The organism is Bacillus salipaludis, from assembly GCF_030938565.1.
GTDB classification, from domain to species: Bacteria; Bacillota; Bacilli; order Bacillales; family Cytobacillaceae; genus Neobacillus; species Neobacillus salipaludis_A.
Genome location: NZ_JAVGVR010000002.1, coordinates 1 through 22,265, shown reverse-complemented (window position 1 = coordinate 22,265; position 22,265 = coordinate 1). Strand labels below are relative to the sequence as shown.

The 22,265-nt window shown below is 39.7% G+C and carries 16 protein-coding genes and 2 pseudogenes; all 18 read right to left on the bottom strand.

Going from position 1 to position 22,265, the window contains the following annotated elements; translation table 11 throughout:
- Positions 1-11 precede the first annotated feature (11 nt).
- Positions 12-275 carry an ArsR/SmtB family transcription factor gene (locus RCG21_RS31150; protein ID WP_308914335.1) on the bottom strand — a complete coding sequence of 88 codons (264 nt, stop codon included), beginning with the start codon at positions 273-275 and terminating at the stop codon, positions 12-14.
- Positions 276-1,458: 1,183 nt separating this feature from the next.
- Positions 1,459-2,556, bottom strand: a complete 1,098-nt coding sequence (locus RCG21_RS31145) for a citrate synthase (protein WP_308914334.1) — start codon at positions 2,554-2,556, stop codon at positions 1,459-1,461.
- A 265-nt stretch (positions 2,557-2,821) separates the two neighbouring features.
- Positions 2,822-6,259, bottom strand: coding sequence for a pyruvate carboxylase (pyc, locus tag RCG21_RS31140; protein WP_308914699.1), 3,438 nt, complete (start codon positions 6,257-6,259; stop codon positions 2,822-2,824).
- Positions 6,260-6,398: 139 nt separating this feature from the next.
- A complete protein-coding gene (locus RCG21_RS31135) occupies positions 6,399-6,980 on the bottom strand; it encodes a cysteine dioxygenase family protein (protein ID WP_308914333.1) in 582 nt (193 codons plus the stop codon).
- A 12-nt stretch (positions 6,981-6,992) separates the two neighbouring features.
- On the bottom strand, positions 6,993-8,189 hold the full coding sequence (locus RCG21_RS31130) for a MalY/PatB family protein (RefSeq protein WP_308914332.1): 1,197 nt from the start codon (positions 8,187-8,189) through the stop codon (positions 6,993-6,995).
- Positions 8,190-8,457: 268 nt separating this feature from the next.
- Positions 8,458-9,935, bottom strand: a pseudogene (locus tag RCG21_RS31125) (amino acid permease).
- A 354-nt stretch (positions 9,936-10,289) separates the two neighbouring features.
- Positions 10,290-10,667 carry a RidA family protein gene (locus RCG21_RS31120; RefSeq protein WP_308914331.1) on the bottom strand — a complete coding sequence of 126 codons (378 nt, stop codon included), beginning with the start codon at positions 10,665-10,667 and terminating at the stop codon, positions 10,290-10,292.
- A gap of 130 nt (positions 10,668-10,797) precedes the next feature.
- Positions 10,798-11,601, bottom strand: a pseudogene (locus RCG21_RS31115) (sulfite exporter TauE/SafE family protein).
- 357 nt (positions 11,602-11,958) lie between these two features.
- A complete protein-coding gene (locus RCG21_RS31110; RefSeq protein WP_308914330.1) occupies positions 11,959-13,407 on the bottom strand; it encodes an MBL fold metallo-hydrolase in 1,449 nt (482 codons plus the stop codon).
- 27 nt (positions 13,408-13,434) lie between these two features.
- Entirely contained in the window at positions 13,435-14,016 is a 582-nt protein-coding gene (locus RCG21_RS31105; RefSeq protein ID WP_308914329.1) for a hypothetical protein, read from the bottom strand.
- A 26-nt stretch (positions 14,017-14,042) separates the two neighbouring features.
- Positions 14,043-15,242: an NAD(P)/FAD-dependent oxidoreductase gene (locus RCG21_RS31100; RefSeq protein WP_308914328.1), complete on the bottom strand. Its 1,200-nt coding sequence runs from the start codon at positions 15,240-15,242 to the stop codon at positions 14,043-14,045.
- Between the two features lie 285 nt (positions 15,243-15,527).
- On the bottom strand, positions 15,528-16,271 hold the full coding sequence (locus RCG21_RS31095; RefSeq protein ID WP_308914327.1) for an amino acid ABC transporter ATP-binding protein: 744 nt from the start codon (positions 16,269-16,271) through the stop codon (positions 15,528-15,530).
- 20 nt (positions 16,272-16,291) lie between these two features.
- A complete protein-coding gene (locus RCG21_RS31090) occupies positions 16,292-16,975 on the bottom strand; it encodes an amino acid ABC transporter permease (RefSeq protein WP_308914326.1) in 684 nt (227 codons plus the stop codon).
- A gap of 11 nt (positions 16,976-16,986) precedes the next feature.
- Positions 16,987-17,805, bottom strand: a complete 819-nt coding sequence (locus RCG21_RS31085; protein ID WP_308914325.1) for an amino acid ABC transporter substrate-binding protein — start codon at positions 17,803-17,805, stop codon at positions 16,987-16,989.
- Between the two features lie 697 nt (positions 17,806-18,502).
- Positions 18,503-18,844 (bottom strand): thioredoxin family protein, encoded by a 342-nt coding sequence (locus RCG21_RS31080; protein WP_308914324.1) that lies wholly within the window; start codon positions 18,842-18,844, stop codon positions 18,503-18,505.
- Positions 18,845-18,857: 13 nt separating this feature from the next.
- Positions 18,858-19,823 (bottom strand): thioredoxin-disulfide reductase, encoded by a 966-nt coding sequence (gene trxB, locus RCG21_RS31075; RefSeq protein WP_308914323.1) that lies wholly within the window; start codon positions 19,821-19,823, stop codon positions 18,858-18,860.
- 262 nt (positions 19,824-20,085) lie between these two features.
- Positions 20,086-21,558, bottom strand: coding sequence for a Na+/H+ antiporter NhaC (nhaC, locus tag RCG21_RS31070; RefSeq protein WP_308914322.1), 1,473 nt, complete (start codon positions 21,556-21,558; stop codon positions 20,086-20,088).
- 21 nt (positions 21,559-21,579) lie between these two features.
- The coding region (locus tag RCG21_RS31065; protein ID WP_308914321.1) for an aminotransferase class I/II-fold pyridoxal phosphate-dependent enzyme at positions 21,580-22,265 on the bottom strand (686 nt) is incomplete at its 5' end.

The following is a 22,265-nucleotide window of genomic DNA, read 5'->3' as shown; positions in this document are numbered from 1 at the left end:
CCGCTTTAACATTAAAGTAAAGCGGGAGCGTATTGTGCAAGGACTTCTCGTTGTAAACTGTAATATCTGAAGGTTCCCTCTCTGCGAACGACTAATAATCCGCAATCGAGTAATGGTTTTAAATGATGTGTCAATGTTGAATTGGCAGGGATTTTTAATTGATTTGCCATTTCCAGGCAAGCTAACTCTGTTTGCCCTGCAAGCAATTTTACGATTTGTAAACGAGTCGATTCACCTAGTGCCTTATAGACTTTTACTGCAATATCATCATTCACCGCTAAAAAACTCCTTTCAGCGATCTTTATTTCAGTATTTCTAGAAATATTATATTTAATCAGGAATGCTCTGTCAAGATAGTGCTTTTCCATTTTTTATTCAAAGTAAATAAACGCCCGTTAGGTTAAATATATATCACAACAAATAGTCAGAAAAAATAAAGCCCGTATCTTAGATTAGCAAGTAATCATTGATACAGGCTATTATAATATTCGTTATTTCACTAGTCGAGTAGAAGGGAGCCTTCTTTAATCCACTCAAGGATTGAAGCAAAAATTCTTGGCCTGGTCTCTTTTCATAAGGGCCACGGGAGGACAGATCCGTTACAAGCAGGTGAAGGCATAGTGAAATAAAGGAGCATTTGTCATAGTCCTGGTTAATACAAATTGTTAGCAACGTAGCAGCCAGAAGCAGTCGCCATTCACAAACTGGGGCATCGAGCCCCCAACAAGACAGCTGCATCCATGCTACGCAAGGATGCACCATTTAATTGCATTAGGCCACCAAAAAATAGGCTTTACCGATTGAATGGGCTCCTTCAATCAAAAGATATAAAGGAGTAAAGAACGCCTTGTTTCCGTTTCAAGAAGTAGATGGGACAAGATCACTTTGGATTTCTCGTTAAACTTTCCTTCACTATATATTGCAAAGAGACTCTTAGAGACCACTATCACCTTGGGGAATTTGTTTTACCTTCTTCCTCTGTCAAAACTTTCATCGTTACATTTCATATATAAATTCTAATCAAGAATATCATGTGATGGAAATTGGAAGAACGAAAAGCTACTTTATCAATCTTAATAATAATTAAACCTGCTTAAGTGTGATATTGGACTCCTCTGCGATTGTTCGACCATGGTCAAATTCTGGTGCGATCTGAATAATATGCTCTACAAAGTTCCCTTTTTAACCTTAATTATTCCCCTTTGTGTCGATACTTCCTTAAAGATTCTTTCCAATCGATGATCAGTTAAAGGATAGTTTTGTTTTCTACTTTGTTTCATCATTAAAATACTAGTGGATAGGAACATCTTAAATAGAGAGCTCTTTTGACAATTTTAAAAGATTCATGTCAAGCGTATGTGTATCTCTTAAAATAGGTGCAATTTTCCCCTTTATTAAGCTCATCTATATAGATTGTAGTTTTATATGATTTTTCAATAATTCTTGTTTGGTCTCAAATCAATTTATAATCTCAGGTTGATTACCGATATACTTTGCTTCTGGACGGAAAATGGTATTGTCTATTGATTGCTCAATAACATGCGCAGTCCATCCAACCATTCGACTAACGGTAAAAGTAGGAGTAAATAATTCAGGAGGCATATCAATCGCCTTCATGACAGCAGCTGCATAAAATTCCACATTTGTATAGAGCTTTCTGCCGGGTTTATATTCTTCAAGTAATTGAATAGCTATTTTCTCCACATAACCCGCTAAATGAAGCCACGGGTCATCTTGTCCAATACGTTGACAAATTGTGCTTAATACTTCTGCTCGCGGATCACGTGTTTTATAAACACGGTGTCCAAATCCCATGAGATATTCTTTGTTCTCTAATTTTCGTCGAATCCATCTTTCTGTATTTTCTTTTTCTTTAATCTCGTTTAACATATCGATTACACCAGTAGGTGCACCACCATGCAAAGGCCCTTTCATCGCCCCAATGGCTCCTGTTACAGCAGATACCATGTCCGATTCTGTGGAAGAAACGACTCTTGCTGTAAACGTCGATGCATTCATTCCATGTTCCATCGTTAAAATCATATAGGCTTCAAGCGCTTTTGCATGTTTGATAGAAGGAACCTTGCCCGTTAGCATGTATAAATAGTTTTCCACATGGTTCAACTCTAGGTGGGGTGGAACCGTTTCTTCTCCATTTATTTTTCGGTATATCATAGCTGTAATGCTAGGAATGGCTGCTGTCAATCGGATGGCTTGTTCAATATTCGGTTTCCATGTAAATTCCTTTCCCCCAAAAGCTGAAACAGCCGTTCGGATTTGACTCATCATATCCATATCATTTGGAAGTGCTTCAATTACTTGATATACATATGAAGGTAAACTACGATTATTTTTTAATAATACTGAGAATTGATGTTGCTCTTCCTTATTCGGCAGATACCCATACCATAGTAGATACGTAATTTCTTCAAACGAATAGTTTAACACCAACTCTTTTACATCATAACCTTTATAAATTAATTGCCCATTTTCTCCATCAACCAAGCTGATTGATGTTTCCGCAGCCACTACATTTTTCAAACCCCTTTGAAGCATCCGCTGTCTCTCCCTTATATTTTCTTACCATGTTCAACAAGATAGAATTGTATTTTATTTATTGACTTGTCAGTTCAATAAGTAGATCACCTGGTTGTATGGCTTCTCCATTTAACACATAGATCTCTCTACGGCTCCGTCGAATGGCCCTTAATCCAGTCACCCTAATCCATAGACTTATTAATTTACGCACTCCTCTTTTTTTAACGAATGAGCAGGGTCTTCTTAAGTATTGTGATTTTTCTTTTCTTGAAGAAACTTATTTTCAGGATAGTTCAATAAGCAAGTCACCAGTTTGAATCGCATCGCCATTTTTCACACAAATGTCTTTTATGACACCGGTAAACGGCGCTTGAACCGTTGTCTCCATTTTCATAGCCTCTGTGATCATAAGATGATCCCCTTTTGAAACCGTTTGTCCTTTTTCAACAAGGAGCTTCAGGACGGTTCCCGGCATAGATGCCCCGATATGGCTTTGATTACCAGGGTATGCTCTCAATCTTGCTTGAACAGTCGATTTAATATTCTCGTCTTTAATAAGAACTTCACGCGTCTGACCGTTTAATTCAAAATAAAGAACGCGTGTCCCGTCCGCTTTTGGTTCGCTAATGGAAACGAGTTTAACAATGAGGGTTTTCCCTTTTTCAATCTCCACCTCAATTTGTTCGCCTAGATGCATACCGTATAAGAACGTAGGAGTATCAAGAACAGAAATATCACCATATTTCTCGACGGTTTGATGGTATTCCATGAACACTTTTGGATATAAGGCATAGGCGATCACATCATGGCTTGTTACAGGACGATTTAATGAACTAGACAGTATCTCTATAATTTCTTGAAAGTTCACAGGTTCCAAGAGTTCTCCGGGACGAACATTTATTGGCTGTTTACCTTTTAAAATAATGTGTTGAAGCTCTTTAGGAAATCCTCCATTAGGCTGGCCAAGGTAGCCTTCAAACAATTCAATCACCGAGTCCGGAAAATCAAGTGTCTCGCCGCGTTCAAAAATATCGTCTTCCGTTAAATGATTTTGAACCATATAAAGAGCCATATCACCAACAACTTTTGAAGAAGGAGTTACTTTTACAATATCGCCAAACAATTGGTTTACGCGGGAATACATTTCTTTTACTTGTTCCCAATTATCCCCGAGTCCCACGGCTTTTGCTTGTTGCTGCAGGTTACTATACTGGCCGCCCGGCATTTCGTGAACATATACTTCGGTTTGCGGAGCATTCATGCCACTCTCAAAATCGGCGTAATATTTACGAACATCCTCCCAATAATGAGAGATCTGCTGCAATCCCTGGATGTCCACGTTTGGTCTGCGGCTATGCCCTTCTAATGCATAATAAAGAGAATTAGCACTTGGCTGTGAGGTTAGTCCAGCCATGGAGCTTGATGCAACATCCACAATATCTACCCCTGCTTCAATGGCTTTTGCATACATAAATAGGCCATTGCCGCTTGTATCATGGGTGTGTAAATGGATCGGAATGTCAACCGTTTCCTTTAAAGCGGAAATCAAGTCATAGGCTGCCTGAGGTTTTAACAACCCAGCCATATCCTTAATTCCTAAAATATGCGCGCCTGATTGCTCTAGCTCTTTTGCTAAGGTTTTGTAGTATTGTAAATCATATTTTCTTCTGGACGGATCCAAAATATCTCCCGTATAGCACATGGCCGCCTCAGCAATTTTTCCATTATCCCTAACAGAATCAATCGCCAGTTCCATCCCTTTTACCCAATTGAGGCTGTCGAAAATACGGAATACGTCAATGCCTGCCTCTGCAGACTTTTTCACAAATTCCTTGATCACATTGTCCGGATAATTCTTATAACCGACCGCATTGGATGCACGAAGAAGCATTTGAAACAACATATTCGGCATGGCCTCTCGCAGCTTTAATAAGCGGTCCCATGGACTCTCTTTTAAAAAGCGGTAGGATACATCGAATGTTGCGCCGCCCCACATTTCAACAGAAAATAAATTCGGAAGTAAACGGGCAGCCGGCTCTCCAATATGCATCAAATCATTCGTACGCACGCGAGTCGCTAACAAGGATTGATGGGCATCACGGAAAGTGGTATCGGTCAATAATACTTCCTGTTGTTCTTTAATCCAATGTACGACACCCTCCGGACCCTTTTTATCCAGAATTTGTTTCGTTCCATTTGGAATCGGTTCAAGTGGATGAATCTTCGGTACTCTTGGTTTTTCAAATAGAGGCTTATCCTTTTTAGCCACCCCCGGAAATCCATTTACCGTAACATTTCCAATATAGGAGAGCATTTTCGTCCCACGGTCTTTCGGTTTCGGGAAAACAAATAGCTCAGGTGTGGAATCGATAAAGGATGTATTGTATTCCCCTTTTAGGAATTTCTCGTGTTTTACTACTTTTTCAAGGAATGGAATGTTTGTCCTGATGCCTCGAATCCGGAACTCTTTTAAGTTACGAACCATTTTCGCAGCAGCTTGATCAAAGGTTAAGGCCCAAGTTGTTACTTTTACAAGAAGGGAATCGTAATAAGGAGTAATGACGGCTCCCTGGAATCCATTCCCTGCATCCAAACGTACTCCGAACCCTCCGCCTGAACGGTAGGCCATTATTCTTCCTGTATCCGGCATAAAATTATTCAACGGATCTTCTGTTGTAACCCGTGATTGAATCGCAAAACCGTGCACCTGAATCTCTTCTTGCTTCGGAATTCCCACTTCACGGCTATGAAGAGAATAGCCGTCCGCAAGTAAGATTTGAGATTGGACAATATCAATACCGGTAATCATTTCGGTGATCGTATGTTCAACCTGTACCCGCGGGTTTACTTCTATAAAGAAGAATTCATCATCCGTAACGAGGAACTCTACGGTTCCGGCGTTCAAGTAGGAAACGTTTTTCATTAAATGGACAGCTGCTTCACAAATAGACGATCGCAAGTCTTCAGGCACGGAAAGGCTTGGCGCTACTTCCACCACTTTTTGGTGGCGGCGTTGCACGGAACAATCGCGTTCATATAGATGGACGATGTTTCCATCCTGGTCACCTAGAATCTGTACCTCAATATGTTTTGGATTTTCTACAAATTTTTCAATATAGACCTCATCGTTTCCAAATGCAGCTTTTGCTTCCGATTTTGCACGATCATATGATTCTTCTAAACTATCTTCACCTCGGACAATCCGCATTCCACGGCCGCCTCCGCCAAGAGCCGCCTTAATCATGAGCGGATATCCATGTTTTTGTCCAAATGATTTCGCTTCTTCCAGGCTTTCAATCGGTCCATCACTACCAGGAATAACAGGGATATTGGCCTGAATTGCTTGGTGGCGCGCTTTTACTTTATCTCCAAACATCTCTAAATGTCTTGATTTTGGTCCAATAAAAATAATCCCTTCATCCTCGCAACGCTTTGCGAATTCGAGATTTTCTGACAAAAATCCATAGCCTGGGTGGATTGCGTCCACTTCATGAGCTTTTGCAATTTCGATAATTCCTTCGATGTCGAGGTAAGCTTCAATTGGCTTTTTTCCTTCTCCCACTAGATAAGCTTCATCTGCTTTATACCGGTGGAAAGAGCCGCTATCTTCTTTTGAATAAATGGCAACAGTTCGAATGTCTAACTCGGTACATGCACGGAAAATGCGAATCGCAATTTCTCCACGGTTTGCCACTAACACTTTGTTAATTTTTCGAGTCATTAGATCCAATTTAAACCTCCCCTTTCACAGATAAAAAACTGAAAGAAATCATAGTTTTTTATCTTGGCCTATATGTTCATGAGTCCTGATCCTCTAAGGTATAGACAAACCGGACCACACTTCCACTATTTAATCGATTTTAAGCAGGGTAGTATTCAACCTGCTTTTCTTCAGCAAGATATAGCCCTTCTTCGTCTAAAGGGGTGAATACCCGAAATTTTCTCAATTGCTTTCCATAAACATGGATTGTAATCGCCGGTGTATCGCCTACCCCCTCTAAGATATGACAGTCTGCCGGAGGCAATAGCTTTCCTGTATTTTGTTCGTTTACAACGATGGAATCAGCAGGCTGTAACTTGACAATTTCCCCCCCTGATAATTCCTCTAATCGGATATAATTCGTCACTTTGACCTGACCCGTGACAACTCCTTCTGCTCCCCATGTATCATCGTGATCATGAAGGGTGGTCTTCTGACCGGGCTTCCAGACGAGCGCAATCACTTCGAAACGGTCCTCGGGATCACAATACAACGGATGTCGTGAGTACCCCTCATCACTTGGCCTTCTCTTCTCTGCAGGAAGCCATGAAGAGGATTGAATTAATTTGCCAACTAACCTTTCCGCTTCCACGACACATTCGTTATCATTCAGACTCTGTTCCACCATTACGGTCATATCCTGAACAAAATTATTGAAATCATAATCATTTGCGTAATCCATCCTAATTCCTCCTCAATATTCTGACTTTCCAGTAGGGGAAAGTTGCTTGACGGCGTGTTCTAACTGGAGTAAAGCTTTTTCCAACATGGTGCGGGGACATGCGATATTCATTCTCATAAATCCTTCTCCCCCTTGACCAAAAATGTGACCTTCATTCAAGGCCAATCTTGCTTTTTGCAGCATAAACTGATCTAATTCTTCCATACTGAATCCAAGTTCCCGGAAATCCAGCCATAGCAGGTACGTCCCCTCCGGATCGACCAGCTTGATTTGGGGGATATGAGTGTTCAAATACGATTCTACAAATTCTACATTTCCCTCTAAATATTCAATTAGTTGATCCAACCATTCTTCCCCGAATCGATAGGCACTTTCCAATGCTGCTATTCCAAACGGGGTTGCCCACCCAATTGCCATACTGTTTATTTCACGATTATAGCGTTCTCTTAGATCATGATTTGGAATAATGGCAACAGAGGTTTGTACTCCCCAAATATTGAACGTCTTACTTGGTGAAAAGCACGTAATAGTCTGTTTAGCCAGCGCTTCTGAAATCGAGGCGATCGGAACATGTTTATACGCGTTGTAGACGAGATCAAAATGAATTTCATCCGAAACAATCAAAATATTATTTTTTAGACAGATTTCCCCAAGACGTGTAAGCTCTTCTTGTGTCCATACCCTTCCCACCGGATTATGCGGGCTGCAAAGGATTAACATTTTAACGGAAGAATCAATCTGAGCCTCTAAATCTGCAAAATCCATCCTGTATCGTCCATCCTTAAAGGAAAGAGGGTTGTTTACGACCGTACGTCCTTGTGATTCAATCACTCGGAAGAAGTGGTGGTAAACTGGGGATTGAACGATGATCTTATCACCTGGCTCGGTTAATGAACGTAGGAGAAAGGCCAAAGCCGGAATAACTCCTGGGCTATGGGTGATCCATTCCTTTTTAATGGACCATTGATGCCTTCGTGACACCCAATCAATAATGGCTTCAAAATACGAGTCCGGGCGGTAGGTGTAACCATAGATCCCATGCTCCACCCTTTCCTTTAAGGCCTCAATCACAGCGGGCGGCGCCTTAAAGTCCATGTCAGCCACCCACATGGGCAGGACATCATTCACACCAAAGCGCGTCTCAAGGTCATCCCACTTTTCGCAAGCTGTTTTCATCCGGTTAATTTCCTGATCGAAGTTGTAATTCATTTCGCATCCTCCTTACTAGTAATTCTCACACCAAACTTTATTGCAAAAATCATGCCAACATAAAAATTGTTCTTTCATCACCCTGTAAGGGAGTTGTTTTGGTTGATACAACACTGTTTGATCATTTTCATTTATCGGAATTTCCCATTACTTTTCCTGGAATCTTAGCAAATGTGAAAAAATCCCCCTCACATCCGAAAAAAAATCCTTCCCTGTACATAAAAGTAAAGGAAGGATGAATACATAATTGAAAAATTCAGGAACCTGATTACTCGCGATTCTCAAAGTCACATTCCGTAAGAGGGACAACCTTTGTTTTTTTAATCATTTTATAACCAATCCAAAGAACTACAAAGAGAACAATGCCAATATAATTCGCGATGGTCGTTCCCCAATCAATCTTGCCATCCGTAAATAAATTTTGACCAAGAACTAAAACAATAATGAACAAGAATGTGATCATCGGTCCTAAAGGAAATAATTTAGCTTTAAACGGTAATTCATTAGGATCTTTTCCTTGGGCAATATAGGCCTTGCGAAAACGGTAATGACTAACAGCAATCCCGAACCATTTAATAAATCCGGTCATTGCCGAAGTAGCCACTAGCCACATAAAAACGGAACCGCTTCCAAACATTGATGAAAGAAAGGAAATAAACCCGAAGATGACGGAAACCATTAAGGCAGCCATTGGTATACCACGGGAATTAACCTTCGCAAACATACGCGGAGCTTTTCCTTCCTTCGCCAATGACCAAAGCATACGTGAAGATGCATACATGGCGGTATTGGCTGCAGATAAAATTGAAGTAAGAAGGACTGCATTCATGGCTGAAGCTGCAAAAGCTAAGCCTGCCCTTTTAAAAACAAGGGTAAATGGACTAATCGAAACATTACTAATACCCGTTTTAAGCAGATTTGGATCTGAATAAGGAATAATCAAGCCAATAATAAATATCGTTAATACGTAAAAAATAAGAATCCGCCAGAAAATGGTTCGAATGGCTTTAGGGACATTTTTAGATGGATTATTCGTTTCACCAGCAGCAGTTGCAATTACTTCGGTCCCCTGAAACGCGAAACCAGCAACAAGGATCACACTAAAGAAGGCTAAGAATCCGCCGTGAAAGGGAGCATCTCCCTTTGTAAAGTTACTTAAACCCTCGGTATGTCCTCCCATAATTCCGAAAATCATGGCTGTTCCGATGATTAAAAACAAAATAATCGAAACGACTTTAATACCTGCAAACCAATACTCACTTTCCCCGTATCCCTTAACGGATAATAGATTAAGAGCTAGTAATAAAACTAAGAAAATCGTACTCCATAATAATGCAGATGAGTCTGGAAACCAATATTTCATAATCAAAACGGCAGCTGAAAGATCAGCCGGAATCGTAATGGCATTGGTGTACCAATAATTCCATCCTAAAGCAAATCCGAAGGCAGGATCCACATACCTTGTTGCATAGGTTTCGAATGACCCCGGCACAGGTAAAAAGGATGCCAGCTCCCCTAAACTATTCATTACAAAATAAACCATGATTCCCACTAGTATATAGGCTGCAAGAGCCCCCCAGGTCCTGCTTTACTGATCGCTGATCCACTTGATACAAACAACCCTGTACCGATTGCACCGCCAATCGCCATCATCGTTAAATGTCTGGACTGTAGACTTCGGTGTAACTGTCCAGTTGATTTTTCCTTGGTCGAGATCACATTTAATTTAAGTGCCGGTTTGCCCATAGAAAGTACCTCCGATTTTAGAAAATTACCTTCAAAAATGATGAAATATTGCAAAAATTCAAAAGCCATTTAGCTGTATACAAAATCAATAAGGCAAAGAATCGTTTGCAACGCTCATCCGTATGAAAGAGGAGTGAATATAATCTAAGGATCATCATCACATACAAGGTGACACTGGAGCATAAGATGCAAAGAGAACGATCCGATAACGCTTTCATTTAGTCGTGCCAAAGGGGCTTGAAGAAGAGACTTTTATACGATCGTAAAATTTCATAGGTGATTTAGGCAGAACTGGAGACTCAAAATTGACCTAAGATCACCTATGTTCTAAAAAATCGTTGATTACAGCAAAAATTATTTCTTAGCAATAGCCTCTATTTCGATCATTACATCCTTAGGAAGACGACTTACCTCTACAGTAGACCTTGCAGGGTTATGCCCCTGCATAAATTGACTGTACTCTTCGTTAATAACAGGGAAATCATTCATATCTTTTATAAAAATAGTCGTTTTCACAATATTCGTAAGTAAATAATCTTCCTCTTCTAAAATGCCCTGAATATTCTTTAAAACTTGCCCAGTTTGAAGTCTTATATCCTTTTCAACTACCTCTCCCGTTTCGGGATCAAGCGGGATCTGCCCCGAAAGAAATAGAAATCCATCTACACGAATGGCTTGCGAGTATGGCCCAATCGCTTGCGGTGCTTTATTTGTTGAGATAACTTTCATCATAGTAATCACTCTACCTTTTCTAATTTAATCTTAATATCACATTTCTACCGTGTAATAGTGGAATTTAGCAAACTTTCAATATAGCGAAAAATAAATCGATTCCTTCCTGTTGTCTCTACAAAATATAGATTCATAAATTCAAAGCGTCTCCATTTTTAATCATCATATAAATGGCTACAGTTATGACAACAGCAGAAAAGATATAGTGAAGAGTTTGTCGTTGTTGGCTTAAACGCTTTGCAACGATTGTACCAAAGATTCCCCCTAAAAATCCGCCGCATACAAGAGCCAGTACGACGAACCAATTAACCAATCCAGAAAGACTGTAATTTAGCGCCGTTGTAAGCCCAAAAGTTCCTACAGAAAACAAAGATGTACCGATTGCTTCAACGATTGCCATATTTGTGGCTGCCAGCAAGGAGGGAACAACCAAAAAACCGCCGCCAATGCCAAAAAATCCAGATGCCAATCCTGTCATCACACCAAATAGGGTTAATTTTTTTCCATTAAATTTATCCATTTAACTTATACCTTCTTTTTCTGTATTGGCTATCTGTTTTAAAGTCTTTTTAGGCAGGATCATTTTAATGGCCATAAAAATCATCAGTAAGGCAAAAAGAAACAGCAATTGCTTGCTCGGTAAAAGCTTACCAAGATAAGAACCTAAGAAGGCACCAACTACACCTGGTATAGCAAATACAATGGCCGGTTTTAAGTGAACATGGCCTGCGCGTGAATGAGGGATAAGATTCAAGAAGGCATTAATGGAAACAGCAAGGGCTGTACTGCCGATCACAATATGAGGGTCTTTCACGCCGACCACATAAAGCAAAAGAGGGACTGCTAAAATGGAACCGCCACCGCCAATAAGTCCTAACGTAAAGCCAATAATTCCGCCTGAGGCAACTGTGAGAATCCATTGTAGAATTGTCATTCCATAACTCCTTTTTTACATTCCACGTGTGTTTATCGGTGTCTTTAGTAACTTAAAAACACCAAGCCATTCAGATTTGTTCCACCTCCTCCTATTACATGTCGCTAGTTAATATTGCAAGAGTTGTGCCAACTTATAATTCTTGTAAAATCAACCTTTCTCTTTCCTATTAAATGAAAAATTTATCAAATTTGCGATGATGATGACGAAAACCTAATGATAGAGCCTTTTCATGATTCCTATGGTTGATTTTAATTTTTCCACTTTTCAAAAATTTAAGGGGGCAATTTTACCTTTTAGCAAAAAACATAGCCATTTAGGGAAAAACCAATGGCTATGTTTTTTTAATCATCTAAACTAGTTACTTTTTCCTTTAGCAGTAATTACAGTAGAATTTAACACCTCATTATTCTCTTTTATCCATTGATCAAACCCGCCTATTAAATTAATGACCCGGTCAAACCCATTTGCTTTCAATAGACTAACGGCAATCGCCGATCTTGCGCCCGATTTACAATGGACAAGAAGGGATTTTCCGCTAGGAATCTCGTTTATTCTGTCTTTTAGATGGCCAAGCATGATATGGTGAGCCTCAGGAATATGGCCTGCCCTCCATTCACTGTTCCGACGAACATCAAGGACATAATACTCCTCAAGCCTCTCCATAATCTCTTTTGGTTCAACTGATTGATAATCCACGACATCCATTTCATTCAATTCAAGCTGTTCAATGAACGAGTGATCCATCACAGCTTTAACCTGATCAAGACCAATAGATCGTAATGCTTTCAGCGTTTCCGCTTCTCTTTCCTTACTTACCAATAGATAGATTGGCTGATCATAATCGAGCAACCATCCAGCCCAAGTCACAAAGGATTGATTATAGGGCAGATTGATGGTACCCGCAATATGTTTTTCCGCAAATTCCAACGCTTGCCGGGTATCCACCACCATACCGTTTTGGGTCCATTCCTGAACGACGTTTAATGAAGGCTGTGCATGAAGGATAGGCTTAAGGTTTTCGATTAGGGTAGTCCCTTGTTTATTCAGCCTTTTCATAAATCCGAAATACTTTGGCGCCTCAGGCTGTCCGGAAAGTAATGCTTCGATAAAAAGGTCCTCCTCTTCATATTGCAAAGCCCAGTTGGCTAGCTTTTCATATCCGACGGTTGATGAAGGCACTGCACCCAATGCTCTCCCGCACGCACTCCCCGCTCCGTGCGCTGGCCAGACTTGTAAATAGTCTGGAAGCTGTTTAAATCGCTGCAAGGATTTAAACATTTTTTTTGCCAGCGAATAGGCCGAACCATTTACACCGGCAGTTCTTTCCAACAAGTCAGGACGGCCCACGTCCCCGGCAAAAACAAAGTCACCTGTAAATAAGCCAATAGGAGCTTGGGCTGCTGAGCCGCCGTCTGTCAATAAAAATGAAAGATGCTCCGGTGTATGCCCAGGAGTATGCAGTACTTCAAAGGTTAAATTCCCAATTGAAAACTGATCCCCGTCCTTGAGCAATTGCGAATCATACTGATCGACAAACTGATACTTCCAATCGGCATCCCCCTCATCTGTCAGATAAAGTTTGGCCCCAGTTTTGGAAGCAAGCTCCTTTGCACCAGAAATATAATCAGCGTGTATATGTGTCTCTGTAACACCTGTAATCGATAATCCATTGGCCTTCGCTGTATTCAAGTAGGAATGGATGTCACGGGAAGGGTCAATCACAATGGCCACTCCCTTAGCTTGACACCCGACTAGATAAGAGGCATGAGCCAATTTCTCATCATAAAAATATTTAATTAACATGAGTGTGAACACTCCTTTTGAAGTCGATTATTTTGATTTAGGTTCAGAAGCAATGGTTAAAAGTGCTTTAACAAAATGAATACTACGCTGAACGGCAGGTTCTTTGATTAATTTGAATACGGTAAAGATCGTCACAGGTGAATGATCATTGTCCGCTTCCATTTTTGCCCGCTGAATCAAATCCAAGCCATTTTCAACTTTTTGCTGAATCGGACCTGCGAGGTCTTGTGCCCCCTTATATAAATAATCAATGGACTCCTGATCACGGGAGATCGATAATAGGAAATCCATGATTGGTTCTACCATTGACAAGTATTTAGTATATTTCGGAAGGCTATGGACCAGTGCCATCAATGCCTCCAAAGAATCTCTAGTGGGAATGTATTTCCCGAATTCATCTTCTAATCCACCTAATAAATATTCCATCGATTGTTTATCGTTTAGAGTAGATTTTATAAAAGTGATGTTTCGTTCTAAGGCAGAATACTGGTCAACCAGTTCGGGTAATTTTTCCAGTGTTTGGATTAAACTATTTTGTATTTCCTTTTGGCTTAATAATGAAAGTAATGGTTGGAGATCAGATAACTGATCAATGGTAGTTTTCTGCATAATCTTCCTCTCACTAATACGTATTTTTAAAGCAGTCCCTTTAGCATTCCGTTCCAATAGACAATCGGGAGTACCTGCTTCTTTAATAGATACATACTGTATCTTTCCTTGGCTTGATCAAAAGGAAAGCTCTCATCCGGTTGAGATTCATAATCAAACTCTGCTAAAACTAAGCTTCCATATCCCGTTACGAGTGGGCACGAAGTATAGCCGTTGTACTTTTGCATAACAGTCTTTTGGTTCATTAGGCATAACAAGTTCTGAACAAGGACCGGAGCTTGTTTTCGAATAGCGGCACCCGTTTTTGAAGTGGGCAAATTGGTACAGTCGCCTATTCCAAAGACATTTCCATATTTTTTATGGCGCAATGTATAGGGATCCACATCCACCCAGCCGGTATCTGCAGCTAACGGGCTTTTCTTAATAAAATCGGGCGCACTCATCGGAGGGACGACATGAATCATATCATAGGAAATTGTTACCAACTCATCTGTTGAAAGGTTTTTAAAAACGGCCTTTTTTTGCTGTGCATCTATTTCCACTAAATTTTGCTGATAATGCGTTTCAATTCCTTTTCTTTTAATTACTTGGTTCAATGTATCGGCATATTTTTTTACTCCAAAAATACTGCCCGCTCCAGAGAAAAAGTGGATGGCGGAATTCGAGCGGACCCCTGATTTGCGAAAGTAATCATCCGCCAGATACATAATTTTTTGCGGTGCACCACCACATTTAACCGGTGTATTCGGATTTGTAAAGATGGCATTACCGCCGCTGAAATTGCGGATATTTTCCCAAGTACTATCGACATAATCGAAAGAGTAGTTACTGCAAACGCCATTCTTGCCAATGCTCTCTTTTAAACCTTTCACCTTGTTCCAGTCAATTTGAATACCTGCTGCAACCACTAAATAGTCATAACTCAATTTGTTGCCAGATGATGTTACGATTGATTGTTCATTTGGAAAAAAATCTTCAACCTCTTCTTTAATCCAAACAATACCATCTGGAATTAAAGTGGACTGTTCTCTTTCTGTTACCTTTTTATCAACAACCCCGCCACCAACCAGTGTCCATAGCGGCTGGAAATAATGTTTTTCAGCAGGGTCAATAATGGCAATTTTTCCATAAAGGCCCCGTGATTCTTTTAATACATGTGCTGCCACTGTAATACCAGCACTTCCGCCGCCTACAATGATCACTTTGTAGTCTGTTAAATCATTCATATAAGCCCTCCTCTAGTCACCTAAGTTTACGCAGATTCAAGATCTATTTTTTAAAATTCCTGCGCCTCCCTCTTTTCGGTTTAATATTATGCAAGTAATGTGCCAAAATGAAATCATTGGTAATTCAGGCTTCCTACTTCTGAATTAGATGAGAATTTTTCATTTCCCCTATGAATATAGTGGAAATCCACCTATCCATACTGTTTTTCGATTCCCAAATTTAACAATATTTTCTTAATTATTCAAAAGAAGATTGCAAATGAGATTTGCAATCTTAAGCCTTTCCTATGAACAAAGTTTATTTAGAAATTGTAATGTCCGTTCATGCCCTGTATGTTCAAAAATTTGTTGAGGTGTTCCTTCTTCAACGATCACACCTTTATCAATGAATACGACTTTATCCGCTGCTTCACGCGCAAAGTTCATTTCATGTGTCACGACAACCATGGTCATTCCTTCTTTAGCAAGCTCTTTCATGACCTTTAAGACCTCTCCTACTAACTCAGGATCTAATGCGGAAGTAGGTTCATCAAAAAGGAGGACTTCAGGCTCCATTGCCATCGCCCGTGCGATTCCTACCCGTTGTTGCTGTCCACCGGATAGCTGGGATGGATAATGGTTCGCCCGTTCCGATAATCCTACCTTTTCGAGCAATTGAAGAGCCTTCATACGAGAGGCTTCCTTATCTTGTTTACGAACGTAAACTAGACCTTCCATAACATTTTCAAGCGCGGTCATATGAGGGAACAAATTGTAACCTTGGAAAACCATACCTGTTTGTTGACGGAACTTAATCACTCGATCTTTTGGAACTTGTTTTTTCTCCTGAAAATCCAAAGAAAACTTTCCAAGCGTAATGGTCCCTTTTGTAGGCGCTTCCAATAAATTCAGACAACGTAACAAGGTTGTTTTCCCTGAACCCGATGGCCCAATAATACAGACTGTATTGCCTTCCTCAATTTTAAGATCGATTCCCTTTAAAACTTCTGTTTGTCCAAATTGCTTATGCAGGTTCTTTATCTCAATCACGCGGATATCCCCCTATCAAATTAACCCGTCACATAACGATCAAACCGTTTTTCCATCCGTCCTTGAGCGTTAGAAAGAACTGTACTGAAAATCAAATAAATAAATCCTGCTAGACAATAGAGTACCAATGGTTCATAGGTTGTTGCGGTAATTTGCTGGGCCACTCTAAACATTTCCGTCACCGTAATGGTAGCGGCCAACGATGTATCCTTAACCAAACTAATAAAACTGTTTGCCAAAGGTGGAACAGACACCCTTGTTGCCTGTGGGAGAATAATTCTTTTTAATGCCTGCGGATAGCTCATCCCAATAGAATATGCTGCCTCCCATTGACCTTTGGGAATAGAAAGAATAGCTGCTCGAATAATCTCTGAGTTATAGGCGCCCACATTAATTGTAAAACCGATTATTGCGGATGGCAGCGGACCAATGGTAACCCCAATACTTGGAAGGCCATAAAAAATAATAAACAGCTGAACAAGCAGCGGTGTTCCCCTAATCACCCATACATAAAATCGTGCAGCAGCATCCAGAGGTTTAATTCCCGAGATTCGAGCCAGTGCAGTAAGCAGAGCAAGAATCAGTCCCAGAAAAAAAGAGAAGAGTGTCAACGGCACGGTAAAAGCAATCCCTGCTTTTAACATTGGTAAAAATGAGTTGACAACGATGTCAATAATTCGGTCCATTCTTTCATGATCCAACATTCGAACACTCCTTATTTGGAAACATCGGTTTCAAAGTATTTTTTTGAGATACTTAAATACGTCCCATCTTTCTTCATATCGGTGAGTGCTTTATTTATAGCATCGACCAATTCTTTATTCCCTTTTCTCATCATGATTCCCATTTTTGCTGGATCATCAAGTTCTGCTACAAATTTAATCGGTGCATCAGGTTTTTGCTTTTTGAAATCTAGGTAGGATAGTCCGTCATTTACAACCGCATCCGCACGTTTTGAAAGTAATAAATCAATGGATTGATTAAAACCCTCTACTCCAACAATCTCAGCGCCATAAGATGCTGCTATATCTTTATAGTTACTAGTTAATGTCTGAGCTGATTTTTTTCCTTTCAAATCTTCAAATGATTTAATCGTATTATTGTCCTTGTGAACAATTAAGAAAGGTTTTGACAGAATATACGGCACTGAAAAATCGTATTTTTTCTGGCGGTCAGGAGTAATTCCTACATTATTGGCAATAATATCGAACCGCTTTGAATCGAGTCCTGCGAACATACCATCCCATTGGGTTTCAATGAATTCTGGTTTTACACCAAGTCTTTTTGCTACTTCTTCAGCAATTTCGATATCAAAACCAGTCAATTTTCCCGATGCATCATGATAACTAAACGGTGCATATGTTCCTTCTGTACCGATTTTAATCGTACCATCTGCTTTAATTTTTTCTAGTAGGGACTTACTCTCAGCCGCCTTATCAGGTTTGGCTGATGTTTGTTTTTGAGAATTTCCACATGCCGTTAATATAAGTGCTGCGATCAGCGAAAAAGCAATGAAGATTATACTCTTTTTCATAAAAAGTTACCCCCTATATTTTTTAAAAAAAGCCTGTTTTCGTAAACTTTGTTGCTTTCACAATAGTGGTTGATTTCCTCTCCAGGATGCTCGCTTTCAGCGGGGCTGCAGTGAGCCTCCTCGTCGCTTTGCTCCTGCGGGGTCTCACCTTGTCCCGCAGCTCCCGCAGGACATTGAATAGCTTCCTCGAATTCACCCACGCACGAAGAAAATGCGATAGCATTTTCGAGGAGTCTGGCACCTTCCGCTCCAATCAACTCTATTAATCGAAGGTTTGTCTTACCCAAACCTATTTCAAAAACAACAATCTTTTAGAAAAAAGCCTAAAAAAATGAATGAATTGCAGATTGTTCATTAAACCTTTCTGTATTATTATAATATTCGGAAAATTCAATCCGCTACAATATCTATCCTCTTCAAATTGACTCCACCTCCTTCTATTCAATTACTTTTAATGCAAGAGTTGTACCAAAATTAAATCCTTTTTAATTCAACATTCCTGGTTCCAAATAAAATGTGAAATTATCAATTCCGCGATGATTATAGTGAAAAGCTACCATTTACTACTGTTCTTCTATTCCCAAATTTGAAAAATATTTTTTAATTATTTAAAAATATCCTTGCTTAGAGTCTAAAGAAGATGGCCAATAAATATAGAGCGATTGCTCAATATTTATTGGCCCTAGGCAAGGATTTTCTATGCTAGTTTCCCACTTGCCTCAACAATTTGATTAAGAAACTGTTCAACCTCTTCCTGACTTTTTCCAAGTTTACTTACAAAGCGGTTAAGTTCCTTCCCTTCTTGAAAAACAATAAAGCTTGGAATTCCGTACACATCCAACTTCTCTAATACCTCTGGGAAATGTTCACGATTTACTGCAATCATATCTAATTTCTCTTTATACGCTTCTTCTAAAATGGGCAAAAATAAGTCGGTATGCTGACAGTCAGGGCAATATTCGGCATAGAATTTGGCCATAACTGGTTTTGTTGATAAAATTGCCTCTTCAAACTCTTGTTTCGTTTTAATCTCTTTCATTTTTAAATCCTCCCTATATTTGGTTTTCCATGATAGATTGATTGTTTTCACTACATAATTCACTTGCATCAAGGTATTTTTCGCAATCCAGTGCAGCCATACAACCACTTCCCGCAGCCGTAATGGCTTGACGGTATTTATGATCTTGAACATCCCCGCAGGCAAAGACACCTGGAATATTCGTTTCGGTTGTACCAGGATTCACCATGATATATCCCATATCATCTGTTTGGATTTGATTGTCTAAAAATGCTGTGTTCGGTTTATGGCCGATGGTAATGAAAATACCATCCGTTTCCAAAACTTCCTCTTTTCCTGTTTCGCTGTTTTTTACTTTCAAGCCAGTAACGTGTCGATCCCCTGCAATCACTTCTTCAGGAATGGAATTTAAGCTCCACTTAATTTTGGGATTCCTTCTGGCACGGTCTTGCATAATTTGGGAAGCTCGAAGCTCCTTTCTGCGGTGGACAACCCGAACCTCCGAAGCAAACTTCGTTAAAAAGTTTGCCTCTTCCATAGCAGAATCTCCGCCACCGACAACGATAATTTTCTTTCCTCTAAAGAAAAATCCATCGCATGTTGCACAGGTGCTTACCCCACGCCCAATATTTTCTCTTTCCCCTGGGATCTCTAAAAGTTTCGCAGAAGCTCCCGTTGAAATGATTAATGATTGCGTTTTAAGCTCCCCTATTCCTTCCACTGTTAGAGTAAAAGGGTTATTCGAAAAATCGACCTTTTTAACCCATCCTCTTTCAAACTTTGCTCCAAAAAACTCAGCTTGGTTTCGCATGTTCTGCATTAGCTCTCGTCCCATAATCCCTTCAGGAAAACCAGGAAAATTCTCAACATCTGTTGTCATTGTCAATTGCCCCCCTGGTTCTGGCCCTTCAATGACCAAAGGACTTAGGTTAGCACGGGCTAAATAGATTGCTGCGGTTAACCCAGCAGGTCCAGTCCCTAGAATAATAACTTTATACATCTCTTCCCTCCTTATCTATTAGTCATGAATATATATTGCAATAATCGTGCCAATCTTTAATTCCTTGTAAAATCACTATTTTTCAAGTCTCTTATAGATTAATCATTCTTATTTCCTATCATGTTTGAAAAAAGTTTTTTTAAAACTAAGAAAATACGTACTATCTAATATTTCAAACGGTAGATTAAAAGCCAAGAAGGTTTTAATGAAAAGGCGATTCCTATAATGTCTTCAGGAATCGCCTACATAAAAACCTATTAACTTAGATCGCTTTAGTTACTGTTTCAACATCCTCGAGCTTCTCAGGCTTTAACTTCTTTATTGCAAATCCAGTGGCACCGTAGAGTAAATCGAATAATGGGACAAAGAAAGCTAAAAAGACATATGGGAAATAAGCATATGGCGATACACCCAGCATCTGCGAACAATAGATAGCGTTGGAATTCCATGGAATAACCGGTGCACCCATCGTTCCAACATCCTCGATATTACGCGATAGATTTTCTGGCGCCAAATGATTATTTTTAAAGACATTTCTCATAAGTGAACCCGCTACAATCGCAGTTAATAACATCGATGAGCCAATCATATTTGTGATTAAGGCAATTAACATAGTCACTAAAGTTATTTTAAAAGTAGAACCGTGTGTTCGTTTAACTAAAGGCTCTACTAAAGCACTGAGAATGCCTGATTGTTCTAACATGCCGGTTACACACATGGCTAAAAGGACAACAAGGAATGAGCTCATTAAACTGTAGAGCCCGCCTCTGCTTAGGATGGGGTCAACTAACGTACTGCCGCTTTTAAACACAAATCCATTGGTCATGATATCAAACACTTTTGTTAAATTATACCCCTGAGTAAAAACAGCGACAGCCATGCCGCTAAACACTCCCATTAATAGCGAGATAATAGATGGAATGCCCTTTATAAGCATCACTAGTACAACCAGAAGAGGAATCAATGAAATCCAGGATAAATGGAAATGCTTTGATATTACACCAGTGATTTGTTGAATCTCCTGCATATTCGCTCCACTTTTTCCATACTTTAAGCCTAAAATGATAAAGATAATTGCTGTTAGAATATACGCCGGGACAGTTGACCATAACATATGTTTTACGTGTGACATTACTTTAGAGCCGGCAACGGTAGCTGCTAAAATGGTACTATCAGACAATGGTGACAACTTATCTCCAAAGAAGGAACCACAAATAATGGCACCTGCTGTCATTGCTTGGGGAACTCCAAGTGCATTACCAACTGTCATTAAGGCCAAACCCGCTGTACCCAAAGTCCCCCATGAAGTTCCGGTTGCAAGAGATGTTGCTGATGTTAGGAGCAAAGCCGTGATTAAAAAGTATTGCGGTGAAATTAATTCTAAGCCCCAATACATAACATAAGGGATTGTACCAGAAGCCATCCAGGTAGCAATCATGACGCCGACTACTAAAATAATCGTATTCGGCTCAAATGATTGCTTTCCCATCTCCCAAGCCATATTTTGAACCTCATTATATTTGTATCCCAGTTTCATGACAAGTAAGGCCACGACAATCCATAACAACAAGAACATTAATTCCAGAGATGCACCAAAAACAACAGTTCCTGTAAGCAGCAGGCCGAAAAAGATTAAGACAGAAACCACTGCATATTTAAATGACACCGGAAATTTATAAGATTTATCATCCCACGAAACAGTTGCATTTCCCTGCTTTTCAGGTTTGTTCCCCATACGCAAAACCTCACAATTCAATTAGTTTTTTTTAAAACCATATTTATCATAGTTTAGCTTAATCTGTTTCAATGCGCGCTCTAGTAAAGCCCTTGTGCAAGCAATATTTACTCTTACAAAGTTACCACTATCTTTTCCGTATGAACTCCCATCATTGACTCTAACCCCTGCGTCTGTAAAAAATTCATCCAATTCCGTACCGGTGAGGCCCAGCCCCTCACAGTCAATCCATAACAAATAGGAACAATCAGGATACTGAACTTTTAACTTTGGTAAATGTTTATGGATATAGTTAATCGAAAAATCAATGTTGCTTCGTAAATAAGCATTTAATTCATCCACATAATAATCGCATTTATTATAAGCCGTAATTAAAGCCTCAACTCCTAAATAGTTATAATCAAAGTGGTATTTTGTGTAAATATCATCAAATGCTTTTTTCATTTTTTTATTTTTTATAATCACATATGCACTGAAGAAAGAGGCTAAATTAAAGGTTTTACTTGGAGAGTTCATTACCACCACATTTTGATCTTCTTCCTCACAAATCTCTAAAAAGGAGTGAAAAGGCAGCTCTTTGTGAATCATGTCGCTATGAATTTCATCACTTATAATCAACACGTTATTCTCACGGCATAAATCATACATTTTCTTCATTTCCTCTATTGCCCATACTCGCCCGATTGGATTAGCTGGATTACATACAA